The sequence below is a fragment of the uncultured Phocaeicola sp. genome, from assembly GCF_948499155.1.
Lineage (GTDB): Bacteria > Bacteroidota > Bacteroidia > Bacteroidales > Bacteroidaceae > Phocaeicola > Phocaeicola faecalis.
On sequence record NZ_CAOOSE010000002.1, the window covers coordinates 250,813 to 275,624 of the forward strand.

Annotated in this window: 24 protein-coding genes; 15 read left to right on the plus strand and 9 right to left on the minus strand. The window is 48.7% G+C overall.

What is annotated here, in order from left to right; all coding sequences use genetic code 11:
- Window positions 1–3 precede the first annotated feature (3 nt).
- From QYT14_RS02975 to QYT14_RS03035, 13 genes are read left to right on the plus strand one after another with little or no spacing between them, the layout of a single operon-like run.
- On the plus strand, window positions 4–489 hold the full coding sequence (locus QYT14_RS02975) for a PH domain-containing protein (protein ID WP_288324334.1): 486 nt from the start codon (window positions 4–6) through the stop codon (window positions 487–489).
- A complete protein-coding gene (locus QYT14_RS02980) occupies window positions 470–1,162 on the plus strand; it encodes a hypothetical protein (protein WP_004319432.1) in 693 nt (230 codons plus the stop codon). The genes QYT14_RS02975 and QYT14_RS02980 overlap by 20 nt, the downstream gene beginning before the upstream one ends.
- An 18-nt stretch (window positions 1,163–1,180) precedes the next feature.
- Window positions 1,181–1,867: a hypothetical protein gene (locus QYT14_RS02985; RefSeq protein ID WP_004319434.1), complete on the plus strand. Its 687-nt coding sequence runs from the start codon at window positions 1,181–1,183 to the stop codon at window positions 1,865–1,867.
- 42 nt (window positions 1,868–1,909) lie between these two features.
- On the plus strand, window positions 1,910–2,551 hold the full coding sequence (locus tag QYT14_RS02990; protein WP_004319436.1) for a hypothetical protein: 642 nt from the start codon (window positions 1,910–1,912) through the stop codon (window positions 2,549–2,551).
- A gap of 54 nt (window positions 2,552–2,605) precedes the next feature.
- A complete protein-coding gene (locus QYT14_RS02995; RefSeq protein WP_004319438.1) occupies window positions 2,606–3,559 on the plus strand; it encodes a radical SAM protein in 954 nt (317 codons plus the stop codon).
- Entirely contained in the window at window positions 3,537–4,799 is a 1,263-nt protein-coding gene (gene dcm / locus QYT14_RS03000) for a DNA (cytosine-5-)-methyltransferase (protein WP_004319440.1), read from the plus strand. The genes QYT14_RS02995 and dcm overlap by 23 nt, the downstream gene beginning before the upstream one ends.
- A gap of 11 nt (window positions 4,800–4,810) precedes the next feature.
- Entirely contained in the window at window positions 4,811–5,638 is an 828-nt protein-coding gene (locus QYT14_RS03005) for a M23 family metallopeptidase (RefSeq protein ID WP_004319442.1), read from the plus strand.
- A gap of 11 nt (window positions 5,639–5,649) precedes the next feature.
- Window positions 5,650–5,946 (plus strand): hypothetical protein, encoded by a 297-nt coding sequence (locus tag QYT14_RS03010; protein ID WP_004319445.1) that lies wholly within the window; start codon window positions 5,650–5,652, stop codon window positions 5,944–5,946.
- Window positions 5,943–7,724 (plus strand): hypothetical protein, encoded by a 1,782-nt coding sequence (locus QYT14_RS03015; RefSeq protein WP_004319447.1) that lies wholly within the window; start codon window positions 5,943–5,945, stop codon window positions 7,722–7,724. Before QYT14_RS03010 ends, QYT14_RS03015 begins: the two co-directional genes overlap by 4 nt.
- Before the next feature lie 27 nt (window positions 7,725–7,751).
- Window positions 7,752–10,403, plus strand: a complete 2,652-nt coding sequence (locus QYT14_RS03020; protein WP_004319449.1) for a zincin-like metallopeptidase domain-containing protein — start codon at window positions 7,752–7,754, stop codon at window positions 10,401–10,403.
- Between the two features lie 39 nt (window positions 10,404–10,442).
- Entirely contained in the window at window positions 10,443–11,957 is a 1,515-nt protein-coding gene (locus QYT14_RS03025) for a glucosaminidase domain-containing protein (RefSeq protein ID WP_004319450.1), read from the plus strand.
- Window positions 11,958–12,004: 47 nt separating this feature from the next.
- Window positions 12,005–12,634, plus strand: coding sequence for a hypothetical protein (locus QYT14_RS03030; RefSeq protein WP_004319451.1), 630 nt, complete (start codon window positions 12,005–12,007; stop codon window positions 12,632–12,634).
- Window positions 12,635–12,636: 2 nt separating this feature from the next.
- Window positions 12,637–14,424: a zincin-like metallopeptidase domain-containing protein gene (locus QYT14_RS03035; protein ID WP_004319452.1), complete on the plus strand. Its 1,788-nt coding sequence runs from the start codon at window positions 12,637–12,639 to the stop codon at window positions 14,422–14,424.
- 48 nt (window positions 14,425–14,472) lie between these two features.
- On the opposite strand, the gene QYT14_RS03040 is transcribed toward QYT14_RS03035, so the two are convergent.
- Both QYT14_RS03040 and QYT14_RS03045 read right to left on the minus strand, forming a co-directional pair.
- Entirely contained in the window at window positions 14,473–14,934 is a 462-nt protein-coding gene (locus tag QYT14_RS03040; protein ID WP_004319453.1) for a hypothetical protein, read from the minus strand.
- 54 nt (window positions 14,935–14,988) lie between these two features.
- The gene (locus tag QYT14_RS03045; protein WP_004319454.1) at window positions 14,989–15,513 is read right to left on the minus strand and encodes a hypothetical protein; all 525 of its coding nucleotides are present in this window, start codon (window positions 15,511–15,513) and stop codon (window positions 14,989–14,991) included.
- A gap of 420 nt (window positions 15,514–15,933) precedes the next feature.
- On the opposite strand from QYT14_RS03045, the gene QYT14_RS03050 reads away from it, so the two are divergent.
- The gene (locus QYT14_RS03050) at window positions 15,934–16,587 is read left to right on the plus strand and encodes an NYN domain-containing protein (RefSeq protein ID WP_005836221.1); all 654 of its coding nucleotides are present in this window, start codon (window positions 15,934–15,936) and stop codon (window positions 16,585–16,587) included.
- Between the two features lie 64 nt (window positions 16,588–16,651).
- Complete coding sequence (locus tag QYT14_RS03055; protein ID WP_004319459.1) at window positions 16,652–17,749, plus strand: hypothetical protein; 1,098 nt, start codon at window positions 16,652–16,654, stop codon at window positions 17,747–17,749.
- 227 nt (window positions 17,750–17,976) lie between these two features.
- Here the strand turns inward: QYT14_RS03055 and QYT14_RS03060 are convergent, their stop codons facing one another.
- From QYT14_RS03060 to QYT14_RS03090, 7 genes are all read right to left on the minus strand, one after another.
- Window positions 17,977–19,410 (minus strand): OmpA family protein, encoded by a 1,434-nt coding sequence (locus tag QYT14_RS03060; RefSeq protein ID WP_004319461.1) that lies wholly within the window; start codon window positions 19,408–19,410, stop codon window positions 17,977–17,979.
- Window positions 19,411–19,561: 151 nt separating this feature from the next.
- Window positions 19,562–21,022 (minus strand): MobV family relaxase, encoded by a 1,461-nt coding sequence (mobV, locus tag QYT14_RS03065; protein ID WP_004319463.1) that lies wholly within the window; start codon window positions 21,020–21,022, stop codon window positions 19,562–19,564.
- Window positions 21,023–21,247: 225 nt separating this feature from the next.
- Window positions 21,248–22,072 (minus strand): hypothetical protein, encoded by an 825-nt coding sequence (locus QYT14_RS03070; RefSeq protein ID WP_004319465.1) that lies wholly within the window; start codon window positions 22,070–22,072, stop codon window positions 21,248–21,250.
- A gap of 55 nt (window positions 22,073–22,127) precedes the next feature.
- Window positions 22,128–22,643 carry a hypothetical protein gene (locus QYT14_RS03075; protein ID WP_004319469.1) on the minus strand — a complete coding sequence of 172 codons (516 nt, stop codon included), beginning with the start codon at window positions 22,641–22,643 and terminating at the stop codon, window positions 22,128–22,130.
- 13 nt (window positions 22,644–22,656) lie between these two features.
- Window positions 22,657–23,007, minus strand: coding sequence for a hypothetical protein (locus QYT14_RS03080; RefSeq protein WP_004319471.1), 351 nt, complete (start codon window positions 23,005–23,007; stop codon window positions 22,657–22,659).
- Window positions 23,008–23,454 (minus strand): hypothetical protein, encoded by a 447-nt coding sequence (locus tag QYT14_RS03085; protein ID WP_004319473.1) that lies wholly within the window; start codon window positions 23,452–23,454, stop codon window positions 23,008–23,010. It abuts the gene before it with no gap.
- A gap of 17 nt (window positions 23,455–23,471) precedes the next feature.
- Entirely contained in the window at window positions 23,472–24,587 is a 1,116-nt protein-coding gene (locus tag QYT14_RS03090; protein WP_004319475.1) for a hypothetical protein, read from the minus strand.
- Between the last annotated feature and the right edge of the window lie 225 nt (window positions 24,588–24,812).

The following is a 24,812-nucleotide window of genomic DNA, read 5'->3' on the forward strand; positions in this document are numbered from 1 at the left end:
CCTATGCAGACCGCCCACTACGGAACCCTTGTCATCCGACCGCATTCCATGCAATTTGCCATTGATGAACTGCCCCTGCTCCTGCTTTGCCTTGCCGGATACGGCTGTGCCTGGATAGAGAACCTTGCCGGTAGCGGTATCTTGTCAGGGGCTTCCGTGCTGTGCAGCCTTTACCTGCTGTACCGGTTCATCTACCTGCGCCGTACCGAATACCTTATCAGCAGCGAACAGATAATCTACCGGCATGGCGTGTTCAGCCGAAGCTGCGACTACATGGAACTGTACCGTGTAGTGGACTTCAGGGAACACCGCAGCTTCCTGCAACAACCGACCGGGCTGAAAACTGTGAGCGTGTATTCGGGAGACCGCATGACCCCCAAACTGGATATACGCGGCGTGGAATACCGGACGAATCTTGTCGATCATATCCGTGAACGAGTGGAAACCAATAAACAACGAAAGGGTATTTATGAGATTACAAACCGTTAGCCTCCTGCTGCTTATGAGCATTCTGTGGGTACAGCGTGCAGTGGCACAATATGTGCAGACTAATCCGCTGGAGTGGATGGCACTTGCCGAAGGAAATGAGGCTATCAATGGAGAGATAGAGAGCCAGACGGACGGGCAACTGCGCACGGCTGCCTTGCAGAACACCATTGCCGCCGAGTTCAATAAAATCCATGAATGGGAACGGAAATACAGCAGCTACCTGCAAACGGCCAGCGGGTATGCTTCCTCGCTGAAAGCCGCCACCACGTTGTATGAGGACGGCGTGCGCATCTTCATTTCACTGGGCAGGCTACGCAAGGCTGTAAGCAATAATCCGCTGGGCGTCATCGCCACGTTGTCGATGAACAACCTGTATATCGAGACCGCCACGGAACTGGTGACGGTCTATACGCTGCTGCGGAATGCCGTAGCCACCGGAGGGCCGCAGAATATGCTGACCGGTGCGGAACGGAGTGAAACGATGTGGGCGTTGGCCGATAAATTAGGCGCATTCAACAAGAAACTGAACAAACTATGTCTGAGCATCCGCTACTATACGATGATGGACGTGTGGAACAACATCACCTCCGGAATGATTGACCGGGACAACAGCGAGATAGCGCACCTTGCCTTAGACCGGTGGAAACGGGCGGCAAGAGCGGCGAGGTATTAACGTAAGAAGAAAGAGCACATGAAGAAATGGCTTGGATATTACATCGGATTTATCCTGCTGCTATTGGCAGGGACGGCGAAAGTGGAGGCACAGATTGACCCGACACTGGCCGGGATGATATTAGGCTACACCAACAAGGCGGAGAAAGAGCTAAAAAGCCAAGAAAAGGCGATGCTGATGCAGACAACCGGACATCTCTGGATGCGGGAAGAAGTGGAAGGCACGACCGATTTGCAACGGACATTCAACAACTATCTTGATTCGTTCCGGGATATCGTGTGCTATGCGGCACAAATCTATGGCTTCTACCACGAGATAGGACGGCTGTCGGACAACATGGGAGACTTGTCGAAGCAACTTAGGCAACACGCTGAAGGGGCTTTTGCCGTGGCACTGACACCCCGGAGGAACCAAATTTACCGTGACTTGATATTGGGAAGCGTGGAAATCGTGAACGACATCCGGCAGGTGTGTATGAACAACACGAAAATGACGGAGAAGCAACGCATGGAGATTGTATTCGCCATACGCCCCAAGCTGAAACGGATGAACAAGAAGCTGAAGCATCTGGCACTCGCCGTGAAATATACCTCGTTTGTTGACGTATGGGCGGAGATTGACGAAGGGAGCCGACCCAGGCCAACGGACAAGGCTGGAATCGTGCAGGCTGCCATGCGGCGATGGAAACGGAGCGGAAACCGATAACAAAACAATCAAAGGAATCATATAAACACAATCAACACGACAATGGGAAAATGGTCAACAATCTTAGGTATAGGCAAAAAAGTAGCCAACCACTCGGCAACACAAACTACGGCACGCAGTATCGGAGGAGCACTTGTGCATCCCCAACGCACACTTGCAGGATTGGGAAATGCCACCAAAACAGCGGTAATGGGTGGTGGCATGGGATATCTCGCTTGGGAGAAACTTGTGAATGACAAACCGGTAGTCCGTGCGGCGGCAGACCTGCTGGTCGGGGAAGAAGCCGTTGACAAGGGACTGGAAATGGCAGGGAACGCTACAAATAAAATAGCGGATGCGGCAGACAAAGCCGGGGAAAGCCTGCAAGAGGTAAGCCAATCGGTGTCATCGATGGGTGCGTCTTGGGGTGGTGTGGGTACTTTTCTGCGGAACATGACCGGCGGCAACGGCATGGATATGTTGGGGAACTTCTTCGGCAATCTCGGTAAGGGGAACGTGTCGGGACTGGGCATCTTCGGACTGTTGGCTTCTGCCATGCTGGTATTCGGACGCTTCGGTTGGCTTGGAAAGATTGCCGGGGCGTTATTGGGCATGATGCTGATTGGTAACAATTCCAAAGTGGCACAACCGTTGACTCCTGCGGTGAGTGAAGAACAGGGACGGCCGGGAGGAATGAGAAGGTAATGAAGAATGAGAAATTAAGAATTTACTTCTGAAGACAAACACAAAAGAGACACAATGAATATCGGATTATTGGCAGTAGATAGCCGTTACCCTAACCTCGCACTGATGAAAATCAGCAGCTACCACAAGGCGCAGGGCAATCGTGTGGAGTGGTACAGTCCGCTCAGCCGATACGACAAGGTATATTTGGCGAAAGTATTCACCTTTACGCCGGATTACGCATATTTCCTGAACGCCGACGAAGCGGAACGAGGGGGAACCGGCTATGACATAGGAAAGGTACTACCTCCAGAGATAGACAGAGCCGTACCGGATTACAGCCTGTATGGAATAGACAAAAGAACGGCTTACGGCTTTCTGACACGGGGATGCCCGAACCGGTGCAAGTGGTGCGTAGTACCCCAGAAAGAAGGGAATATCAATCCTTATATGGATATAGAAGAGATTGCGGTGGAGGGGCGTAACCGTATCATCCTCATGGATAACAATGTACTGGCCTCGGACTACGGACTGGGGCAGATAGAGAAGATTGTCCGGATGGGGTTGCGTGTGGACTTCAACCAAGGATTGGACGCCCGGTTGGTAACGGATGAGACAGCGAAGCTACTTGCACAGGTGAAATGGCTGAAACACATCCGCTTCGGTTGTGATACACAGGCGCAGATAGCGGAATGCGAGCGTGCCACGGCTCTGATAGATAAATACGGATACAAGGGGGAATACTTCTTTTATTGCATCCTGCTCAATGATTTTGAAGAATCATTTTCCCGTGTGAACCATTGGAAACAGAAAGGGAGGCGTTTTCTGCCCTACTGCCAGCCGTACCGGGATTTGCACAATCCCAACCAAAGCATTCCCCAATGGCAGAAGGACCTGGCAGGCTGGGCCGATAAGAGATGGATATTCCTGAGCTGCGAGTTCAAGGACTTCATACCGAGAAAAGGATTCAAGTGCAGCACATATTTCAACCATAAAACGGAGACGAATGAAGGTTTTGAGCTTGTTTGACGGAATGTCATGCGGACAGATTGCCTTGAAACGACTTGGCATCCGGACGGAAACATATTACGCCTCCGAAATAGACCGACACGCTATCCGGCAAACCCAACTGAATTTTCCGGACACGATACAACTCGGCGATGTCACACAAGTGGACGTGCGCCAACTGGAGCCGATAGACCTGCTGATAGGCGGAAGCCCCTGCCAGTCGTTTTCCTTTGCCGGGAAACGAGCAGGGATGTCCACCATAGACAAGGAGGAAATCTATACGTTGAAGCGTTATTTGGAATTGAAGCGTGAAGGCTTCCTGTTTGAAGGGGAATCATACCTGTTTTGGGAATATATGCGTATCCTGACAGATATTCGCATGTACAATCCTGATGTGCTGTTCCTATTAGAAAATGTGGAAATGGGCAAGAAATGGGAACGTGTACTGAGCGAGGCTATCGGGATATTCGGGGTGCATATCAACTCCGCCCTGGTGTCGGCACAGAATCGTGCCCGCATCTATTGGACGAACATACGGACAAAAAAGGTCGGGCTGTTCGGTGAACTGCACGCCGACATTCCGCAACCTCAAGACCGGAAGATATTCCTCCGGCACATCGTAGAGGAAGAAGCGGACAAGAAATACTACTTGAGCGAAAAGATGATGGGCTGGCTGAAAAGGCATGGCGAGAAACGGAATACCGACATGAACGTGCTGGGAGACAACGACAAAAGCCACTGCCTGACGGCTACCGCACAGGCCAAAGGAAACCTGACCACGAACTATGTCTGTATGGCCATGCGTGGACGAGAGACCTGCCTCACTTCCCGGAGGACGGAGTATGGCAAGCGGATACGCAAGGCATACGAAGCCGGCAGCATTGCCGAACTCCGAAAGAACATCCAACAGCTTGAACCCCGGACAGACGGCAAGACAAACTGCCTGACGAGCGTGCAGAAAGACAACTTGATATGGGCTGGTCTGGCCGGATGCAGGCCGGACAGAAAGGGAAAGACAGGCACTTGTTCCCAAAATCCGCTCCCCTTTGGAGAAATATGTATGTCGTGCGGACGCATCCGCCGCCTGACACCCACGGAGTGCGCACGCCTGCAAACCATACCGGAATGGTACCAATGGAAATGCAGCGACACGCAACAATACCGTATGTTGGGAAACGGCTGGACAGTGGAAGTGATTGTACACATATTCAGCTTCTTAAAAGATAACATCCATATAAACATCGCCTGGCAACAGGCTTGAAACAAAAGACAATGAACTATACGCAAGAAATGAACCTGGTATCGAAAAGCGGCTATTGTATGCCGTTTGAGGAGAGTAAAGGAGAAGTGAGCCTGACGCTGGGCTACGGGAAGCAGATCCACCCAATGACACAGGAGGAGTTTTTCCACCATGGTGTGGACTTCGCTACCCACCGCTATATCCTTACCGCCGTAGCGGACGGTGTGGTGTCGGGTATCGGCAGCAACCCCACGCACGGGCTGTACCAAGTGATACGCTACGGTAAGTATGAAGTGACCTACGCCCACCTTGCCAACGCACTTGCCCCCTTCGGCGCACGGGTAAAGGCCGGCAGCGTGGTGGGTATCAGCGGAGACCTACTGCATATCGAAGTGAAGTATGACGGGGAGGAAATCAATCCGATGGAGTTCCTTGCCATGCTGTACGGCAACCTGCTGGCAATGCGGCAGCAAGGACATCCGGGTATGCCGGAACTGGAGACGATGGAAATGGATATTCCGACAATGTATGACGATGACCGGGAGGAAATCGAGGAACTGATGCTACGCTTCTACCCGGAGTACCTACTGGAAGTGGGCAACGGCGGCTACCGTGTGCCGGAGCATACGGAACAATCGCTGCGCAACATCTTCTCACAGTCCGCCGTGAAGAACTATTTCTATGAGATGATACCCTCGCTCGCCAACCCGTTGGGGATAGGAGACCGCTCGATGCCGATAGCCGCCAAAGTGCAGAACCTGCTTATCAGCGACTTCCTGAACTACCTCGCTTTGCGCCACGAGATTTTTCTTTCCACGCTGAGCGAAAACGATAAAAAAAAACGGCCGACCAAGCCATAGCGACTTGCGGCATGGTGGACCCGCTTACCGATTTGGAGATAGACGTGCAGAGTTTTGACATTCCCCGGCTGGTGACGGTATATCCCGACAAGGCCGGAATGCGGTGGTGGACGAAGGCATGGTTCAATAACCGAGAAGAAGGCGAAGCCTCCGTGGAAATCAGCCGGCAAGTGGCGGTAAAGTTCATCCAAAACCTGATTGACAAGGATACGATGCTGGAAGAATACTTTCCAAAACAGATGGAAGTGTACCACCACGCCATAGAACAGACCAAAGAACAACTATTGCAACAAATGAATTTGACATGAGCAAACCCCGACAGACCCAGCATTTTGCAGAAATCGAATATTGCCTGCAAAACTACTTCAACAGCCAGCTGGCTCCCGTGATGAAGGAAGCCCAAACCTACCTTACGCAAAAGCAGGTGGAAGAAATCGGTGCATACCACGCCAGTACTGCCGGCGTGCTGCGCTCTCTCGCCAACGGTGCGAACGGAATGCCGGACGACTCCTTGCCGTATCTCCGGCAGACCGGCGAGTGGAACAGCAAGACAACAGAGGATTATGTGGCAATGTGCCGGGAACGGATAGCCGCCACCCCGGAAACCGTGGAAGACCTGAGCCTGCTTGCCGGAGAGTGGCGCAATGCCGTTGTAGCGGAAATCGGTAGGGAACAGTACGAGGAACTCTCCAAGGAACTGGGTGGAGACCTCGCCTTTGCCTACGTGGACTACCGGGTGGAACAGATGATGATTGACCGAATGGCGGTCGAGCAGATGCCGAAATCATCCGTGGAGTATATCCTGCGGAAAGGTGCGGAAGGCAGCCTGCTGGGATTGGCGCAAGGCATGATGAAGTCGCCCCTGCAACAAGAGATAGAACGGCGTGGCGAAGCCGCCTACCGGCCAAGCGGTGCGGAGAAAGCATGGGGTACAGCGGTGGGTGTCGGCATGGACACCGTGATGATGGGCGGTATTTCCTCGTGGGGAAGCCTTATCAAGCTGGGCGGCGTGGAAGCGGTAAGCTATGCGGTGGGGAAATTCATGGACGGAACGGAGGATGCTCCGGCCATGACGGTGGAGGATTGTATCAGCCGTGGCGTGTTCGGCAGCGAACATAATGTGTTCGCCGACTTCCGTGCGCAAGGCAAGGTCATAAAATCCTACGAAAACCCTTACATACTGTCGCTCAACGAGCGGTTGGCCCAAAAGATGGGCATACTGACCGAAAAACCGCTTTGGGCGGAACTTATGGAAGCCGAGGCGCAGGTTCCGCATGGGTGGCCATTCCCGGCATACGAGCCTTCTTCCAATGAGCGCAAACCCGGACACGGGGATGTGCCCATGGTGGTGGCACCTGGACGGGAAGAAGAATATCTAGCGATGATGCAAGAGGAAGAGGAAAAGGAACGTGTCGAAACTGCGAAAAGGGAAACGGAAAAAACGGCTACGGAACAAGATAATATGGCGGACAAGCATCCTACGGAGAGCGGTGAGACGCAGGGAAAGAGGAATGAAAACGGCTGGGGCGACTTGTTCGGCACTTTCGGGCTGGACGGTCTGGACGACATCGGCCAAAACTTGGGCTATGTCATTTCCATGCTGCCCGACATCCTTTTCGGGCTGTTTACCGGCAAGTCGAAATCACTGCTTCCGCAAAACAACCTGTTGCCCATCGCTTCCATATTGACCGGTATGTATGTACGGAACCCGATGCTGAAGATGGTACTGATAGGCATGGGTGGCGTGAACCTGTTGAACAAAGCCGGGCATGAAGCCCTTGGACGGCAAGGGAACAAAGTTGTGCAACCCTACAAGGTATATGCCGATGAGCCACTCAATCCACGCATCGCCAACCCGGTGCTGCAAGGGAACAGCCTGATTGCGGTGATTGACAAAGTGCCGTGCAGCATCCAACTGACCGACAATGTGGTGGATGCCCACCGTAGCGGCGCATTGCCCCTGAACACACTCGCCAACGCCGTGCTTGCCAAGCACGATGAAATGCAGCAAATGGCACAACAGAACTACCGGGCCGCCGAAGCGGAACGGGACGAGGGCCGGGAACGCACAATCCTACTCAAATAATCAAACAACCCTATAAACACAACAGCAATGAAAGAAAAAAGTCCACGTGAACAATCGGCCGCCCACCAACAGACAGCACTCCTGATAAACGCCCTGAACGGTGCGGTTGCCGGTAGCGGCTACTGGCTGAATGCGGCGGGACGGAATTTACCGAAATTCTATCCGAAGGGTGTAGCTGTCAGTCCGTTCAACTCCCTCGTATTGGGCATGCACACCGACCAAAGCGGCTACAAGACCGGACTATATACGATGTTCTCCGACGCAAAGCAGCGTGGAGAGGCAATATTGCAACAGGAACACGGCGTGCCGTTCAACTGGTACAAGTGGGACAAGTACGTGAACCGCCATAACTCGGAAGATATGCTGTCTCGTGAGGCATACAAAGCCTTGCCCGAAGCACAGCAGAAGCTCTACAAAGGAGTGCGCCAACGGGAAATCATGGTCTTGTTCAACATCGACCAGACCACTCTGCCGATGGCGGATGCGGAGAAATACCGGGATTTGCAACAACGCTTCGGCAGCCGTGCAGACCGGGGCTACCTGCAAAGCGAGGAACGACAACTGCGCAGCACGGTGAACCGGTTCGTGGCGCAGGTCAGGGAACACCTGCTTCCCGTGCGCAAGGATGCCGCAGGCATGGCGCACTTCGATACCGCCAAAGATGCAGTCTATATGCCCGAAGCGAAACAGTTTGAACACTACGAAGACTATGTGCAAGAACTGATGCGCCAAGTGGCAGGTGCCACCGGACACGCCCAACGGCTTGCCCGTGAAGGCATGGTGATGCAAGGCGGCAAAGCCCCCTCGGAAGATGCCATACGCTATGAACGGCTGGTAGCGGAACTGGCCTCCGGCGTGAAGATGATGGAACTCGGACTGCCTGCCCGGTTAGCGAACGACAGCCTGCCCTTGGTGGAACACTGGACACGGGAACTGCAAGAGAATCCGCACTACATAGATGCTATCGAAAGCGATGTGAACAATGCGCTGGGGGTTATCCGAAAGGCGGAACAGGGTGAGAAAGTGGAATATGCCACGCTGCGCACGCAACGCCAGACCTCGGAAATGCAGGAACGGCAAGGGCCGCAGGTGGACGCCCGTGAGAGTGCCATACTAGTGGATATTCTCCGTACCGGAGGAATGGCGATAGACGGACGCAACTTCCCTTCTCCTGAAGCCCGGAATGCGTTTCTGGAAAAATTCAATCTGGGTTATTACGAACGGCAGAAGAACGAAGCCTTGTTGAGGGTGACGGACGAAGATGCCGATGTGGTGGAGATAGCCTATACCGAAGCACTCGCCTACGGTGCGAAGATTGCCACGGCGTGCCGGGAATACCTGCCTACAGAATGGAACACGAAAGGAAACTACCGGATAGCAGAGGAACTGAAAAGCGTGCCTGACCGCTCCACCAAAGAAATGGTGGTGGTGCGCGACAGGGAGACCGGGATTGCCGACGTGGTGCTGCCTGCCGGTGCCACCACAGGTGGCCACGTGATACTGTCCGCTACGGACAGACGTCCGTTTTACCTGACTCCCGATGAGGTAATGCCTGCGCAGGAACGGTCGGAACAACAGGCAAGGGTCGTCACCAACAACCTGCCCGGATTCTCCAAGCAACAGATAACGGGCGCATTGATGAAGCAAGGAGCAAGCTATGTGCGCTTCTTCAACAAGGACGGCCTGCTGGGGTACCGTCCCGATGACAGTTACTTCAAGGACAAGGAAGTGTTTACCGCCAAGCTGACCGGCAAGGAGTTGCAAGTGCAGGCGACGCTTGATGTGGCGGAGGCGGTAGATAAAGCCACTAACGTACAGTTTGAGCGCATACAGATGTTACGTGATGACAATAACCGTTGGGCACTCTACTTGAAGCCCGTAGAGGGGGAAGCCTTCAGCATCTATCCCGATAAGGAGGACTTAAACCGCTTCTTCTCCGCCGTGAAGCAGAATGAACGGCAGTCGGCACAGGGGGTACGTATGGAACTGGCGCAGAAATATTATGCGCTCGGCACCGACCGCCCCGAACTAAGACAGGACTTGTTCGGCACGGCATCTACGGACGTGGATGTATCGCTTATCAAGCGTGTGAATATCTTCCGGGCCAAAGACGACAAGTTCCTTTGTGTGCCGCAAATCGAGGGAATGGGGAAAATTGAGGCTCGTGAGGTGTCGAGGCTGCAATGGCAACGGATCTGGATTGCGGAGGATATGGCCGGATATAAGACACAGTTGGCGGCCACCTTGTTTGCGGACGTGCTGAAACAGGCACAGGAAGCGAAACAGGCGAAAAGCCAAGTGGAGACTTCGGAAGTGGAGCATGGAAGGGAAAAGGAACAAGTGAAGGCTGACGGGGCGAAAGGACAGACGGACTGGAGGAATTTTGAGGAGTTGAAAGCCAAACACTCCGATGCCGTGCTTCTCTTCCGCTGCCGTGACTTCTATGAATCCTACAAGGAGGATGCGGACAGAATGGCAAACGTGCTGGGGCTTGACGTGTCGGAACGTGACGGAGGGATTCACGTGGCTTCGTTTCCCAAAACGGCATTGGACACTTATTTGCCCAAGCTGGTACGGTCGGGAGTAAGGGTCGGAATCTGCGATGAACTGCCTCGTAAGGGAGTGTCCGAAATGGACACCCCCGTTGAGAATGAGCAACGTCCGGCACGACGGATGTAGTGTGTAACGTATGAGAGAAACATATACCTATATATAATAATGAGCAAGAATCAAGAATATGCAGAACGGTATGCGAATTTTGCCATGGTACAGATGCGCAAGTACGGTATTCCGGCTTCGGTGACGTTGGCACAAGGTATACTGGAAAGTTCCAACGGACAAAGCCGACTGGCACAGAAAGAGAATAACCATTTCGGTATCAAGGCGACTGCGGCATGGATAGAGGGTGGCGGCAAATACGGGCTGTACACTGACGACAAACCGGATGAAAAATTTTGCAGCTATGCTACGGTGGGTGATTCCTACGAGCATCATTCCCGCTTCCTGAAGGAGAACAAGCGGTATGCGGATTGCTTCAAACTGGCGGCTGACGACTACAAGGGCTGGGCGCAAGGTCTGGAACGTGCCGGGTATGCCACCGGAGGGAACTATGCCGCCAACCTGCAACGGATTATCGAGGTGAACGGCCTTGACAAGTATGACCGTATGGTGATGGAAGCAGGGATTTCGCAAGGCAAGGCTGCCACGGAGCACTACTCCTTCCCGGTGAAAAGGGATGAGTTTCTGTTGGTGACTTCGCCTTTCGGGATGCGTGAAGATCCGATGAATCCGGACAAGCAACAGATGCACAAAGGCATCGACATCCGGACAAACCAAGAAGCGGTGCTTGCTACGGAGGATAAAGGAAAGGTGGTGGCAGTCAATCTGAACGCTGACACGCCGGGCGGTCGTTCCGTGACCGTGGAATACGGGCGTGCGGACAACAGCAAGGTACAGGTAAGCTATCATCATCTGGAGACGGTAGGCGTAAAAACAGGTGAAACGGTGAATGCCGGGCAACAGCTTGGCGTGTCGGGCAACACCGGCACACGGACAACCGGCGAACATCTGCATCTGGAGGTGAAACAAATCCATGTGAATGGAACCCTGCGTGAGGTGAACCCTGCGGCCTACCTTACCGAAATAGCGCAAAAAGGAAACATCGGGCTGCAACTGCTGTCGGACGGCAAAGACCTGATGGCAAAATTCCGCACACAAGAGAACGAAACTCCGTCGATAGGCTTGACTGATTCTCCTGAAGATTGGATGAAAAAACTGCTTTCCTCGGAGGACAGCGGTGTCCGGATGAGCGGTAATGATCCGATTATGGAGTTGGTAATGGAAATGTTTACCTCGCTGATGGCTCTTGCCGTGCAGATTGACAGCAAGGAACAGGATCAACAGATGGGGGCTGCGACAAAAGCGGCTTTGGAGAAACGCATAGACCTTTCCTCACTTGTTCCCTCGCTGAGATCGTGCGAGCTGGTGATACAGGACAACGCAAGGCCGATATTGTACGCCCAAGATGCTACCGGCAGTTACTCGCATGAACTGACTGCGGCTGAAATGAATCGGTTGTCGCTGATACTGAACCATACGGATATGCCGGACGAGAGCAAACGGCACCGAATCGGTACGGCGGTGAACCATATACTCGTGGCTGAACGCGCTGCCAGAAGCTATGAGCAGGGAATGGAGCAACGTGGGCAGGCGGAAGGCTTGCAGATACGATAATGAATTTAGGAATGCAATAGTTGTATAATAGTTTAAAAAAGTAATTTATGATTAAGTGTAATGTGACAATCAACGGCATTGTGAGCCGCACGGCTTCCATGCGTACCAACAAAGAGGGGAAATCTTATATTAGTTTTGCCGTGAAAATAAGCATTCTTGCCAAGGCAGGGAGTAGCAAGCAAGTGGAGGTGTTCGTGTCGAAGAACGGAACGACTGCGGAACTACTTTCTTATGTGACCGGTCAACGTATTGAGTTGAAAGGGGTGCTGACTTTCCGCAAACGTGAAGAAAACCTGTATCTCAATTTCCATGCCGACAGCGTGGACTTCCACCCACAAAGCGAGCGTGATGCGATTGAGGGCACTATCGAGTTCCGGGGGACGGTGGGTAAACAAGTGGAAGAAAAGAGGGATAAGAAGGGCAATGCTTATTCGGTGTTCTCCGCCTTCAGTACAGAGAAGCATGAGGAAAACTTTGCTTTCACATGGGTACGTTTTATCCGTTTCTCCGCAGAAAAAGAAAGTTGGCTCCAGCCTAAGGCACGTATCTGCGCCAAAGGAGTATTGGAACTATCTATATATCTGGACAAAATCAACCTCTCCTGCCGGGTGGAGGAAATGGCAGAATGGGTGAAACCGGTTATGACCAATGGAACTGAGGATGAATTACCGTTTTGAGTATGGCAGGAAACAGAAGATATAATTCGGATGGGCCAAGTGCGGAGGAACGTGCGCTTGAACGGTTTACGGAGTTGATGATAAAGAAAATATCGTCTATCAAGGGGGATTGGAAGAAACCATGGTTTACCGAGGGCTTTATGACATGGCCGAAGAACCTCTCCGGTCGAGAATATAACGGAATGAATGCACTCATGTTGATGCTGCTTTGCGAGGAAAACGGTTACAAACTTCCGGTGTTTTGTACCTTTCAGCGTGTGTCGGGGCTGAACTATTCGACTGACAAGCAGGGAAACCATAGGCCATTGACGGATGCCAATGGGGAGAGGCTTCCGCAGGTGTCTGTCCTGAAAGGGGAAAAATCGTTTCCCGTATTCATTACCACATTTACCGTAGTGGATAAAGAGACGAAAGAGAAAATCAAGATGGAGGATTATCGGAAACTGTCGCCGGAAGAACAGGCGAAGTATTCGGTCTATCCCAAACTGAACGTACATAATGTGTTCAATGTGGCGCAGACCAACCTTCGGGAAGCACGTCCGGAACTGTATGAAAAACTGTGTGAACAGAACAACCTGAAACGGTCGGCTTCGCTGGACGATGAAAAAATAGCGTTTGCCCCGTTGGATGAGATGATTGCGGAAAATCTGTGGGTGTGTCCGATTTCTTTGGAACATCAGGATAATGCTTATTACAGCATTAGCAAAGATGCGATTGTGCTACCGGAAAAGAGCCAGTTCATCAATGGGGAAACATTCTACGGAACATTGCTGCATGAAATGACACACAGCACCGGGGCTGAAGGACGCTTAGACCGTATCAAGCCAGCCGCATTCGGAAGTAAAGAATATGCACGTGAGGAACTGGTGGCCGAACTGGGTAGTGCTTTGGTGGCATCACAGTATGGAATCACCAAAACAATCAAAGAGGATAGTGCACTGTATCTCGGTTCTTGGCTGGATGTATTGAAGGAATCTCCGGAGTTTTTGAAAACCACATTGTTTGATGTAAAAAAGGCTTCATCGATGATTGCACAACGGATTGATGCGGTGGCTGAGAAAATTGAGGCAAAAGCCCGGCCGTTCTATTGCTCTGTGGCATTTCTTCAATCTCAGGATGATACGGCAAGATTGGATGCATTCAAAGATAAAGGAGACTTTGAGGGGCTACTGAATGAAGCCACGGAGTATTATGACGGGAATGGCATGGATGAGATGTATACTTACAGATATCCGGCACAGCATACGCATGATAACGTGCTCATTGAAAATGAGAAATGGGCATTGGTCTATAACGGAAGTGTCGGAGGAACTTATGACCTGATGTTGAAATATAGCGAAGAAGAGGTACGTGACCACATCCGTCGCTATGGTATCGGAAGGGCATCTGAAGATGTCAAGAATTTCGCAAAGGATATGGTAGCAAAAGAATACCTTTCAACAGTAAAAGTACGTTCGCCGAAGTTCGAGATGCCTACCGGTGACATTCTATGCGTTTACTATAACAGATTGTCTGATACACTGGATATAGGGACAGTCGTAAACGGTAAATTTACGGAAAGGCACAGCTTTGCCTATGACCATGACAAAGACCTTACCGACAACCTGCAAAATGTCCGGACGGCTTTGGAAGCAATGCCCGAATATCAGTACCGAGGCGATGTTGCCGGCGAAAGGGTAAATCCTCAAATAGACCTCATGGATGCGGATAATGATGGCAACACGCAGGAGGTGGCACATGAGGAAAGGGAACAGGAGGATGAGTATGTGCCTTATCGGAGGGGAAGATAAGATGTTGAGTGCAAGGAGTGTATGGGCACATTCCTTGCACTGCTCTTTTTATTCTTCTATGAGCGTTAATTGCTCCGGACGGTCGGCAAACCAATAGGCATCGCTGTCAATATATACGCATCTGCCATTGACTGGCTTTCCAAAAGCCAACACTTCGTGGGGACCGAATACTACTCCGTGGTCGTTGGTGAAGATAACCCTGTCACCGACGGATAAATCCCGGTCTGTGTAGGTGACTTCGGAAAGTCGGTCGTAGAATATCGTACCTTCCGCTTCATACCGGGCTTTCCAACGCTGGAAATCCTCTTTATGACTCATGGTCATGCCAAAGGGGAATAACTCGGAGGGGAAAACTTCGGCTTCCGAATGGTCGGAGGCAATCAGGATAATGCTATCTTCGTCAATTTCCTTGGGGGCGGAAATCACTTTGTAAGCTCCTGAAGCCTTGCCGTTGTCGGGGGCGTTCCAATAAAGGGTGTTGCCGTTCTTGATAAAATCGTACTTGCTCATTGTGTATAATTATTTAGTTGAAAATCAATATAAATCATTCTTGTGTTGCCACTTCTAAACCACATTTTTTTGTCCTGCAATTTTCCAGCCATAAACTGCTGCCACATCGGGATATAGGGAACGTGTCAGTTTGCGGAAACCTCTTTCGTCTATCTCACCGTTGTAAATCTTGGCTGCTATACGTTCGGCTGTTTCTTCGTCTTTGGCTATGCGGTAAAGCACATAGTTGGTGCCATCATGGTGGTGCAGTATTCCACGTATGTTGTAGGCATCGCCGTACCATTCGGCATCCTCGCATCGGGTATGAAGTATGTTGGCAATGTTGTTACCAAAAAATTGAAAGGCATTTCTTCTGCCTTGCCATAGCCCTAAATCGGCAAACGCAATAATAATGCCATTTACCTTTTTATCAAGGTTGCCTCTTTCATCGGACAGGCCTAAATACACTTCGTCTGCCCATTCTTCATCAGTGAGTTGGTAATCCTTATTTTCCGTAATGGCACGCATATTTTCCAAATAGTTTTCACGCGCTTCATCATCATAAAGCATTTCGCTGCTCCAAATCATTTTCTTTTCCATTGTCTTACTCTTTAAATTGTTGGTTATGCACTTCCCCTTTCATTAGAGAATTTTTATCTCTACCAGGAGTTCTATTTTTACGTGCAATCCCATAACGGCTTGTCAGGCAAAATAAAGGCAAGGAATTTGGGGATTTTGATGCCGGGCTTGGAAAGCCTATTAAAATATTCAAATAACGGAGTGGTACTTGACGGATTTTGCGAGCCGTAACTTTGCAGAGTAAAAAGGAAGGCTTGGTAGATGGGAATGGCGGATTGAGCTAAAAGAGGTTAATTTGCTGAATTTATGGCTATGATTACAAAATAAATCTCATACAAGTTTGTTTTCTCAAATAAAAAATGTACATTTGCAGTATAAAATTATCCCCCTTGGTTGGGAAAGACCAAGGCTCGCCCTCGATTTCGAGGGCTTATTTTTTATATGACTATGGCAGAAAAAAACAAGCAACGAGTAATCATTTACATTGACGGATTCAACTTCTATTATGGATTAAAGACCGCTCCGTGGAAGAAGTATTATTGGCTAGATATTGTCAAGTTGATGGAGTCTTTCTTACGTCCTAATCAGGAATTAATAGCAGTAAAGTATTTCTCTGCTAGACCGACAGACGTAGGTAAACGGAAAAGACAGGATGCCTTTTTCCAAGCCAATAAGGAGAATCCGAAATTTAAGTTGATATTGGGAAAGTATCTAAAAAAGGAAATCGAGTGTTTCAAATGCCACAATATCATCCATACTTACGAAGAAAAGGAGTCTGACGTGCGTATAGCTACCCAGATTGTGGCCGACGCTTTCCAACATAACTGTGACCTTGCTATCATTGTTTCCGCAGACAGTGATATGATACCAGCCGTTGAACTGGCCAAAGAAGCTAAAATCAATGTATTTATCTATTTCCCACCTCATCAGTATTCTAGTAACTTGGCTACAATGGGAAATGGAGCACCCATTCAGATGTTGCGCTATGAAAAGAGGTTTAAGCAGGCATTATTGCCAGATAAAATAACGCTTGCCAATGGATTTGAACTTTCCATTCCAACGGAATGGAAAGTTTTACAAAGAGGAGAAAAATAACATCTCATTGCTATTCAAGGCAGGGATAGAGATACAGTTTTTTTATAATAATTGGATTCAATAAATGGCAGTATTATTTGACAGTTTTTCATATAGGATAAAGGAAGTCGAATCTGGTATATGTTATGATAGATGGCATTTTGGAAAATATCCAGAACTTACTATGCCTGAACATTTATATTATTTGAATCGAGTTATAAATTGTTTGCTAACACATGATAAAATCATTATCAGGACAGATTCATTGGAAGAAATTATAGACGTTTTGGGTTTTGAAGCCTTTAGACTTTTATATGAAAGGCAAGAACTTGTAATAATTGATAATTGGTGGTTTCCAGCATTCATGATAGGAAATGAAAATTTGCTATTTATGAATATGCATAAGAGTAATTATTATGATAAAGTTATTGAACGAATAAATAACAAATATGGTTTTCAGGCATCTTTATTTATCAAGCAAGTATTTGAAAAGGTAACTTCTGATTCAGAATCGGAAGAATATGTATATTGGGATCATATTGCCCAAGAAAATATGTATGAGGATTTCACAATCAATAATCAAATTAGAACCTATTTAAATATAGAATCTGAAAACATCCTTGACATTAACGAAAAAGACACATGGAGTGCCGTAAGATTATGCCTATTCGAAAGAAGTATTGTGTGGGGTAGTTATTTACAGACTGATGAAATAATTTTAGAAGATGAAGCTAAGTATTATTTCATGCAGAAAAACAATCTAATTCCAGAACAAACTCTTAATGATAGAATGAACAAATATCTTTTTGCAAGGAATATTCCCAACTTATCTTTGCTTTATTACAATAAAATAATTGATATAAAAAAAATTATTCAAGTAAGAGATCATGCTTTTGGAGGTTTTTATAGAGATTGGCTACAATCGAATAACTATAATATAAATGAACTGGAGCGAATCCTTTTAGGAGGTAACTCATCTTCACAAGCAGAAAAATGGTTTAGATGGGGACTGGTTTCTGTTACAGGACTAATCCTTCCGGCTGTGGGTGGATTAGCTGTCAGTTTACTAAATGAAAAAATTCCATCATTCTCCCAAAAGATTCCAAATATTTTCTTCGATCATGTATTATCTCAAGTTTTTAATACTAGAAAAAACAGGAATGCTTTGCTTGCTTTGAAATGACATTAGTTTGTCGAAATTTTCAATAATTCACTTGATTGTTTTTTCCCACTACTAAATAAGGCTACAAATATTTGGTAATTTCATTTGAGTGGATGTTTACAAATAAAGTTGATTAAAAAAATCACTATATTATTTTTATCTTTATTTCAAAAATTAGCCGGCTGACCTTCACAGGCTAACCGACTATCACACAATATAAGTTTTTTATTATGAACAAAAAGTAATCCTCATTTTGGGGGAGAAAGCAATCTTACACAAGCGTTCCTGTTTGCCTCATTGGGTGAATAATCGTCAATCCCCCCTTCTGAAACAATTTCAATACGGTTGCTTGGCACGGCACGTTTGATAAGCTGGGCCTTGATGTATTCCGCACGGCAAAGCCCCAATGAATTGTTGAGCGTTTCATTACCCGTGGCATTGTCTGCCGCTCCTGAAACCCGGATATGCAACCTATGCTTATTGGCAATCCGGGCTATCCCGTCAAGGTTGATGAGTTGCGAGGTATCAGTCAGATGGCCGGTATTCAGGACAAAGAAGAAATAGATAGGTGCCCCGACATACAGGCTGTCGGAAACAAGCTGTGAGGCATCACTATCTAAATGGTGGGTATGCTGTCTTTGTGAAACAATTTGCTCATTGGTATGTGCCGCCGGATGAGCGGAAGATGTAGAGTCGCTTGCCTCCGTCAAGGGTGATTGATTCAACCTTGCGCGAAGCGAATTTAATCCGCTGTAATTGTTTCTCGGATAGCCGGAAGAAGCGGTTTGGCTTTCTGCGTTGCCGACAAGTTCGGACAGCTTATCAGCGTATCGGTCTAACAGACCTTCCAACTCCAGAATCTTCTTCAACTCGGCGATAATGGCCAGGTTCATGGCATTGTTTTTCTGTAATCCCCGGTTCTTCCCTGCCAAACACAAGGCATGAACAGCCAGTTCCTCATTCTGTCTTATATAAGGAACAGGGTCTATCACCTTCCGCCAACCGACCTTGCCAATCGTAAAGGAGATTCCTGCCGTCAGGCCCACTAAATTATCCCCGAATTGGTCTGAAGCACCATAACCGTCGAAGTCCTTGAAAGTCGTGGTGCCACCCAGTTCCGCAAGCAAGTGGAAACGGTCTGTAAGACGGTATCTGCCCTGTATGCCGTAGGAAAGAGCAAACGGATGGTGGCCGCTCCCCTTGTGGTGGATGATACCGGCTCCCGCATAAGGGATGAGACTCCAACGGCACGGTGTATTGCCCCTATCCAAGCCTGCCAATACATTCCAAAGCAAATCCGCATGGCAGAATTGATATGATTGTGTTTCCAACCGTGAATCCTTGAATCGGAAACCCTGATAGGACAAGCGACCTCCTATAGCTGGCGTGAACCATTTGCCTGCCGAAACAGCCAATGTAGGCTTCATCCTGCCAAATAAATCTTCACACCCTAATGGTGAACCCAAGAAAGCGGAAGTACCGCCGGAAACATTCAGGAACCAGTTATCTTTCCACGTGGAGACGGAAACGACATCGATCAGGTAAGAAGGCTGTACCGTTTCCCACTTCTCCTTGAAATACTCTCTGTGACGGGTACACACCGTATCGGCTATATTCACATTGTAAGCCTGTGCTCCCATCGAAAATGCCATTGGCAACATAAACAAAAATATTCTCTTCATTCTATCTAAAATTTGGTTTGTGATGCAAAGAAACAACGTGACCGATCTATGCCTGAACGTATGGAAGCCTATCACGCCGTCTTTAACAAGTATTCTTTTTTACTTCTCCCAATCAGACTGTCAATCAGACTTCATGGAGAGTGAATTTCTCTTATTTTTTACGGACGCTCTTTCCACCGGCAGGCTTCATCATCCGGTGTGCCCTCTGCAAGCAACGCCTTGCCCATGTCCGGTCGTCCTCGTCCTCCTTCCTTCTCCAGGGCAGGTCGCTTCCCCCTCCGCCACCTCCATGCCCTTCGGCAAAGGTGGTGGCCAAATCGACATAATTGGCGAAAAGGTAAATGGCGCACTTGAATATATCTTCGCCACGTTCGGCCATGTCCTTAATCAATGAATCATCGAACACGCTTTGCGCCTCTTTCCCCAAACTTTGGAAATGCGTCCTGAACTCCCGGATGATGTCACCGACCATGGCTTCCGCCAATCTGTATCGGACCTGGTTCTCCAGATTATAAGTAGCTAGTCTCACTTCCTCCCTGTAACTCTCCACCTTGTCTTTCGATTCGGCCTCCAGTGTTTTCAACTCCGACAATTTGCAGTCGGCTTCCGCCAATTTCTCCCGTTTGTCGGACAGGTTTTCAAGTACTTTCTGAAGCTCATAATCAAGCTTAGCGATGCGTTTCTGGAGTTCTTCGGAATCCCCTTTGCCCGTCCTCAAATCAGTGGCCACTGTTCTGATTTCTTCCTCCAATTCCAGTTTCTTTTGTTCCTGATTGGCAATCATGGTAGATAATCCTTTCACTCTTTTTTCTGCCAGACGGATGTCCGAATGGAGTTGTCGAAGCAGCTCACGGTCGTTCCCAATCTGTTTCTCCAGCGCGGTACATTCACGGCTCAACGCACGCCTGTATTCTTCCGTTGTGCGGTGCTTGGTGCCGGTCACGCTCACGCTGTCTCCACGGTTCAATCCCCACTTCCCATTGACTTTGGCAAGCTCGTCGTGGAGTGCGAACAGACGCTCTTTGAAGTCATAGATATTTCCTCCGAAAATCTTGTTGAACGAAATCTTATTCCGTTCATCTACCGGTATCACGGTGCAATGCACGTGTGGGTTGAGTTCGTCAAGGTGTACATAGAAGCCTATGACATTATCCTCCCCCCATTTGTCACACGCAAACCTGTACACGTCCTGCGCCCAAAGTTCTATATCCTTGTTGCGCCGGATATGTGAGTTATCAGCTCCATGCGTGAGGTTTACTTTCTGGCCGCCAAAGGCTATCTCGTGCATCCTCTCCCTGGAGCCTCCAAAGATGATATTCGCCACAGTACGGAACTTCGGTTCGGTAAGCCCGGCGTTGGGGTCTTTGATACTACGCTCACGCAAGGTTTCCGCCATGCGATCCGGTATGGATTTGGACTTATCCACTGGCACGACCTTACCTCCTTTGATGACTTCAAAGTTAAGCCGTTCACGGGTGCGGTCATAGTTGCCGTGCTTCGATGCCCATTCCCAACCTCTTTCCGTCCAGTTGCGCTGATGCTCGTCGCTTTGACCGGTGGTCATGCCCTTTCCGGGCCTGATGTCCATAACCTGTTTGATGTTGTTCGCCATGTGTCCTATATGCTATTTTTACAGCTTGCTGCCGCCTTTGCGGTCTCTGCATTTTGCCCGTCCGGGGCAAAGTGCGTATTAGGCTACGTGCTGGAAGCACTTCCTTCCGGACGGGCAAGCCCGTCGTAAAACTGGAGGTCAAGACCTCGCATGAGGGTTACGCTTCCGCAAGTGGAAATAAGGGCATACCCGGTGAGTCTAAAAGGAGAGGCAGCAAGCAGGGTTCTATTGGTTGGTTTGGGGTATTTTCCCAGCCTTCTCTTGATTGATTCCCTCAAAATAGGGAGCGTAGTATTCCCAAAGCAGGCGGAGGTCTTCTGAAACCTTGTCTGGTATCAAGGCTAATAAATATTCCGGAACTTTCGGGCATTGTACGTCAATCAGGTTCAGACCTGCCGATGCGAGTAGTTGAAGGTATATCGCCACATCCCTGTGGCAAACCTCGCAGTACACTCTCTCCAATGTGGCGGAAAGCGTTGGATTGGTCGGAAACAAGTTCGTCCTTTGCAGGATTATATGGGCGAACAGCTTATGCAAGCGTTCCCCGATGCCGGCTCCGCTATCTGTCACCGGCATGGATAGAACATGTTCGGTAGTTGTGATGAACTGTACAGCCGATTCAGCCATTTCCTCCAGGCACAGGTAACCACATATCCACTTATTGATGCGTTCTTCCTCCGGTGACATCATACGGGGCTGCAAGCCTTCCGTTCCCGGCAACGTGTAATTCATTGTTATTAGGAAAAACTTCTTGTGTGCGTCTATCCTCGCCATGCCGAAGTTCTCCAACGCATCGAGGAAACTGCGCGTCGTGGCACGGTGCCATTTCCATTGCCGGGCAAGCTTGCTGACGGTCGTGACGAATTGCCCTTTCCGCAAGGTGACGTTCGTTCCGAAATAGGTCAGGCTGTCACGGCTTTCACCGGATGCCTTGTCGAGTAAGTCACAGAGGGCATCCATTTTGGAGAATCTTTCTTCTTCATCCGAACGGAGGAACTCAAGCAGTTCCTTGTCCGCAATTATTCTGTAATTGATGTATTCCTTCTTCATGAATTTATGATGATTATATAGTCTTCGAACGGTAATAAAAGCAGGGAAAACATTATCATTTCTTCCTATACCCCCAGTTTCGATAATGCGGAATGATACTTTCAGGATTCTCTAAAAACGATTGTCTTAAAAAGGGCTTCTTTACCATGCGGCAAACCGACAATGAGGGGTAAAACGCCGCCCCGAAAATCAGTGCGCCAATGGTAACGCCAAGCGACAGGAAGTGAGGGGTAAACAGGCAGACAACAGAGAATACCGCCACTCCGAGAAGTGTCCGCTCCTGCTGCAAAAAGCGGAATACCCGTTCTGAAATCCGATGGGAGAACAGCAACAGGCATACCACGGACGAGGGGGCCAGTTCCAACGGTAGCTTGAACAAAGAGAGGTGGTAGAAGTGGAACATGAGCAGGGTTGAAAGCAATACCAGCCTGTAACACTTGCGGAAGTTATGGCTGAATGCCATACGCAGGTAGAACTTAGTCATGGACGGTTTGGACTTCTTTCTGTGATAAAAGAAAGGAAGCACTAAAAACGTGAGTAGAAAAAGCAGATAAAGGGATTTTACAATCATGGCTATCTATGTCTTAGGGTTCTAATTCGAGTTTAATGAAATGATTGGAAGCAATACGGACAATATCTTCCACATCAGTATATAGCAATGCTTCCGATTGGTAGCGTGACTTGAAATCGGGATTGCGTTTCAATGAACGCACGGCACTGTCCAATTTGTATTCCGGTATGCTCAATACATGGCCTTTGGGATAGACGCTGTTCGGGACTTTCGCCACCAAGTACAGGACACGGCAATGCACCGGATGCAACTCTCCACCCTTCTGGACGGAGAACGTGCTTTCCCTGTCTGCATCCAGCACATCAATCCATGTCCTGTAATCATGGATGACGGATACCAGTTTTCTATAAATACTCTCTTTCATTCAGATAAAATCTCTTAACAGTTCTTCCTCACTCCGCGCAAACAACATATGGCCGTTCTTGATGACCTTCAGCAGTTCTTCCCGAAGTTCGCAGCCCATTATCTCCAGAGAATCATAGAGGGTCACATACAGGGTATCACATTCAATGTTTCCGTTTGCCGTGGCATTGAGCTTATACATCCGGCCGAAACGTGGATTGGAATAGGCACAACATTTCTGGCCGAAATCCGTGGACGTGGATGGCAGGTAGTGATAGAGCAATATGAGTTCCATTTGATCCTCCAGTTCATCAATCAGTTCTTCCAATGGGTACACCTTTGGCAAGAGGAAGGTCAGCACGGCACTGTCCTCATAAATCTCCGCTTCTTGAAATTTCCCCGGAGAAATCAATGCCGGCATTTCCAGACCTGCCAGCGTGACGAACCGGTCTATTTGTTCTTTCTGCATGATATATTGTTTTGATATTAGTTGATATTCGTGATGTATGCCTTGATAAGAAGTGCAGGCAACTCGTCCACCTCCAACGGGAAGTCGGAGTGCTTCAACTTCCTGGTTGCTTTGGAAGTCTCTTTGGCCAACCTGTGAAGTGCATCGGTTTGTTGCACGGACAACAGCGTATAGGATAGTTCATCGAAGGAAATCCACGGTTGAACCAATATCCAAAGATATGCCGTTAAGCGGTTACTGTCGGCTATGTACCTGTTACGTTGTATCTCGTCCAAACAAACGAGGGCATTTTGCAGCAAACGGCGGTTGTTGCGTACCGTCAGGAGGATAACCAGTTCTTCCTTGTGGAATAGAGGCTGCTCCTTCATGGAGAGGTCTATGATATGCCGTATCACTTTTCCGGTCTGTGTCGTGATGTCGTCCAGTGGAATATCCCCATAGGCAGGAAAATGTTCCAGAAAGGAACGGAATGCCATATCTTCCTCCTGCAAAAAGGTGATAATGTCCGCTTTGGATTGAAAGCCGTCTTTTAATGTCCGGCCGAGCATCTTCTGATACTGGACTACGGTCTGTTCAGCGTTCGTGCCGTAGGTTGGAACGCTGTCCAGACCTGCATAAAACTGGTGTGCGGAAGTTACCAATGGCAGGGAAAACGTATCGACTTCCACTCTATTCAGTGACTCTATGATTGTGAGGTAATCCGTAAAAGCCCACTGCCGTTTGTCAATCAGCCTGCCCATATAAAAACGTAGGGAATCATGGATGATTTCCAGTCCGGCCGATGCATGGGCTGTAAGACTGTCACGGATAATACAACTTGCCACGGAATCATCCAACGCATACCATTTCCGTACTAATTCCACAAGTCTGCCGGTGGTAATATTTTCCGCATTTTTTACTTTTCGTAAAAAATCTGCATAGGCATCGAAAGCTTTTTCGGAAGAATGGAAGCCATGTTCCGCAGAACGATTGCAAGAAGCCAACAGGATTATGGCCAACAAAGCCACCCATGTTGTGTGTAAAAGAGGACGGTCACCTTTGAATAACAGGCGGCCAATGCCCAGATGGAAACAAGATGATTGTCTCCGTGTCTGTCGTACTGACAATGTTTTTGTCACTAAATGCAATTTCATATCGGACTTTAGCTTTGTGATTTCAAGAAGCAAAAATAAGGTGTAATATCCATATAATAAGTATGTAAAATGCAAGTTTACAAAAGCTTATGGAATTATACTCCAAGTCTGATTTTTGCAACTTTGTGTAAATCAACCAACGGATAACAAATAGCACAAAAAACATTTTTCAAGCTATCCGGTAAAAGAGAGAAAGAATACATAGAAATACTTTCAAAAAAGAGT

Bases quoted from the DNA above. Each gene is read 5' to 3' on its own strand.
- QYT14_RS03075 (WP_004319469.1), bottom strand. From the start codon at position 22,643: ATGATTGTAAAATCCCTTTATCTGCTTTTTCTACTCACGTTTTTAGTG.
- mobV (WP_004319463.1), bottom strand. From the start codon at position 21,022: ATGGCGAACAACATCAAACAGGTTATGGACATCAGGCCCGGAAAGGGC.
- QYT14_RS03070 (WP_004319465.1), bottom strand. From the start codon at position 22,072: ATGAAGAAGGAATACATCAATTACAGAATAATTGCGGACAAGGAACTG.
- dcm (WP_004319440.1), top strand. From the start codon at position 3,537: ATGAAGGTTTTGAGCTTGTTTGACGGAATGTCATGCGGACAGATTGCC.
- QYT14_RS03060 (WP_004319461.1), bottom strand. From the start codon at position 19,410: ATGAAGAGAATATTTTTGTTTATGTTGCCAATGGCATTTTCGATGGGA.
- QYT14_RS03010 (WP_004319445.1), top strand. From the start codon at position 5,650: ATGGTGGACCCGCTTACCGATTTGGAGATAGACGTGCAGAGTTTTGAC.
- QYT14_RS03030 (WP_004319451.1), top strand. From the start codon at position 12,005: ATGATTAAGTGTAATGTGACAATCAACGGCATTGTGAGCCGCACGGCT.
- QYT14_RS03020 (WP_004319449.1), top strand. From the start codon at position 7,752: ATGAAAGAAAAAAGTCCACGTGAACAATCGGCCGCCCACCAACAGACA.
- QYT14_RS03035 (WP_004319452.1), top strand. From the start codon at position 12,637: ATGGCAGGAAACAGAAGATATAATTCGGATGGGCCAAGTGCGGAGGAA.
- QYT14_RS02980 (WP_004319432.1), top strand. From the start codon at position 470: ATGAGATTACAAACCGTTAGCCTCCTGCTGCTTATGAGCATTCTGTGG.
- QYT14_RS03080 (WP_004319471.1), bottom strand. From the start codon at position 23,007: ATGAAAGAGAGTATTTATAGAAAACTGGTATCCGTCATCCATGATTAC.
- QYT14_RS02995 (WP_004319438.1), top strand. From the start codon at position 2,606: ATGAATATCGGATTATTGGCAGTAGATAGCCGTTACCCTAACCTCGCA.
- QYT14_RS03005 (WP_004319442.1), top strand. From the start codon at position 4,811: ATGAACTATACGCAAGAAATGAACCTGGTATCGAAAAGCGGCTATTGT.
- QYT14_RS03055 (WP_004319459.1), top strand. From the start codon at position 16,652: ATGGCAGTATTATTTGACAGTTTTTCATATAGGATAAAGGAAGTCGAA.
- QYT14_RS03045 (WP_004319454.1), bottom strand. From the start codon at position 15,513: ATGGAAAAGAAAATGATTTGGAGCAGCGAAATGCTTTATGATGATGAA.
- QYT14_RS03015 (WP_004319447.1), top strand. From the start codon at position 5,943: ATGAGCAAACCCCGACAGACCCAGCATTTTGCAGAAATCGAATATTGC.
- QYT14_RS03025 (WP_004319450.1), top strand. From the start codon at position 10,443: ATGAGCAAGAATCAAGAATATGCAGAACGGTATGCGAATTTTGCCATG.
- QYT14_RS03085 (WP_004319473.1), bottom strand. From the start codon at position 23,454: ATGCAGAAAGAACAAATAGACCGGTTCGTCACGCTGGCAGGTCTGGAA.
- QYT14_RS02985 (WP_004319434.1), top strand. From the start codon at position 1,181: ATGAAGAAATGGCTTGGATATTACATCGGATTTATCCTGCTGCTATTG.
- QYT14_RS03090 (WP_004319475.1), bottom strand. From the start codon at position 24,587: ATGAAATTGCATTTAGTGACAAAAACATTGTCAGTACGACAGACACGG.
- QYT14_RS02990 (WP_004319436.1), top strand. From the start codon at position 1,910: ATGGGAAAATGGTCAACAATCTTAGGTATAGGCAAAAAAGTAGCCAAC.
- QYT14_RS02975 (WP_288324334.1), top strand. From the start codon at position 4: ATGCAGACCGCCCACTACGGAACCCTTGTCATCCGACCGCATTCCATG.
- QYT14_RS03050 (WP_005836221.1), top strand. From the start codon at position 15,934: ATGACTATGGCAGAAAAAAACAAGCAACGAGTAATCATTTACATTGAC.
- QYT14_RS03040 (WP_004319453.1), bottom strand. From the start codon at position 14,934: ATGAGCAAGTACGATTTTATCAAGAACGGCAACACCCTTTATTGGAAC.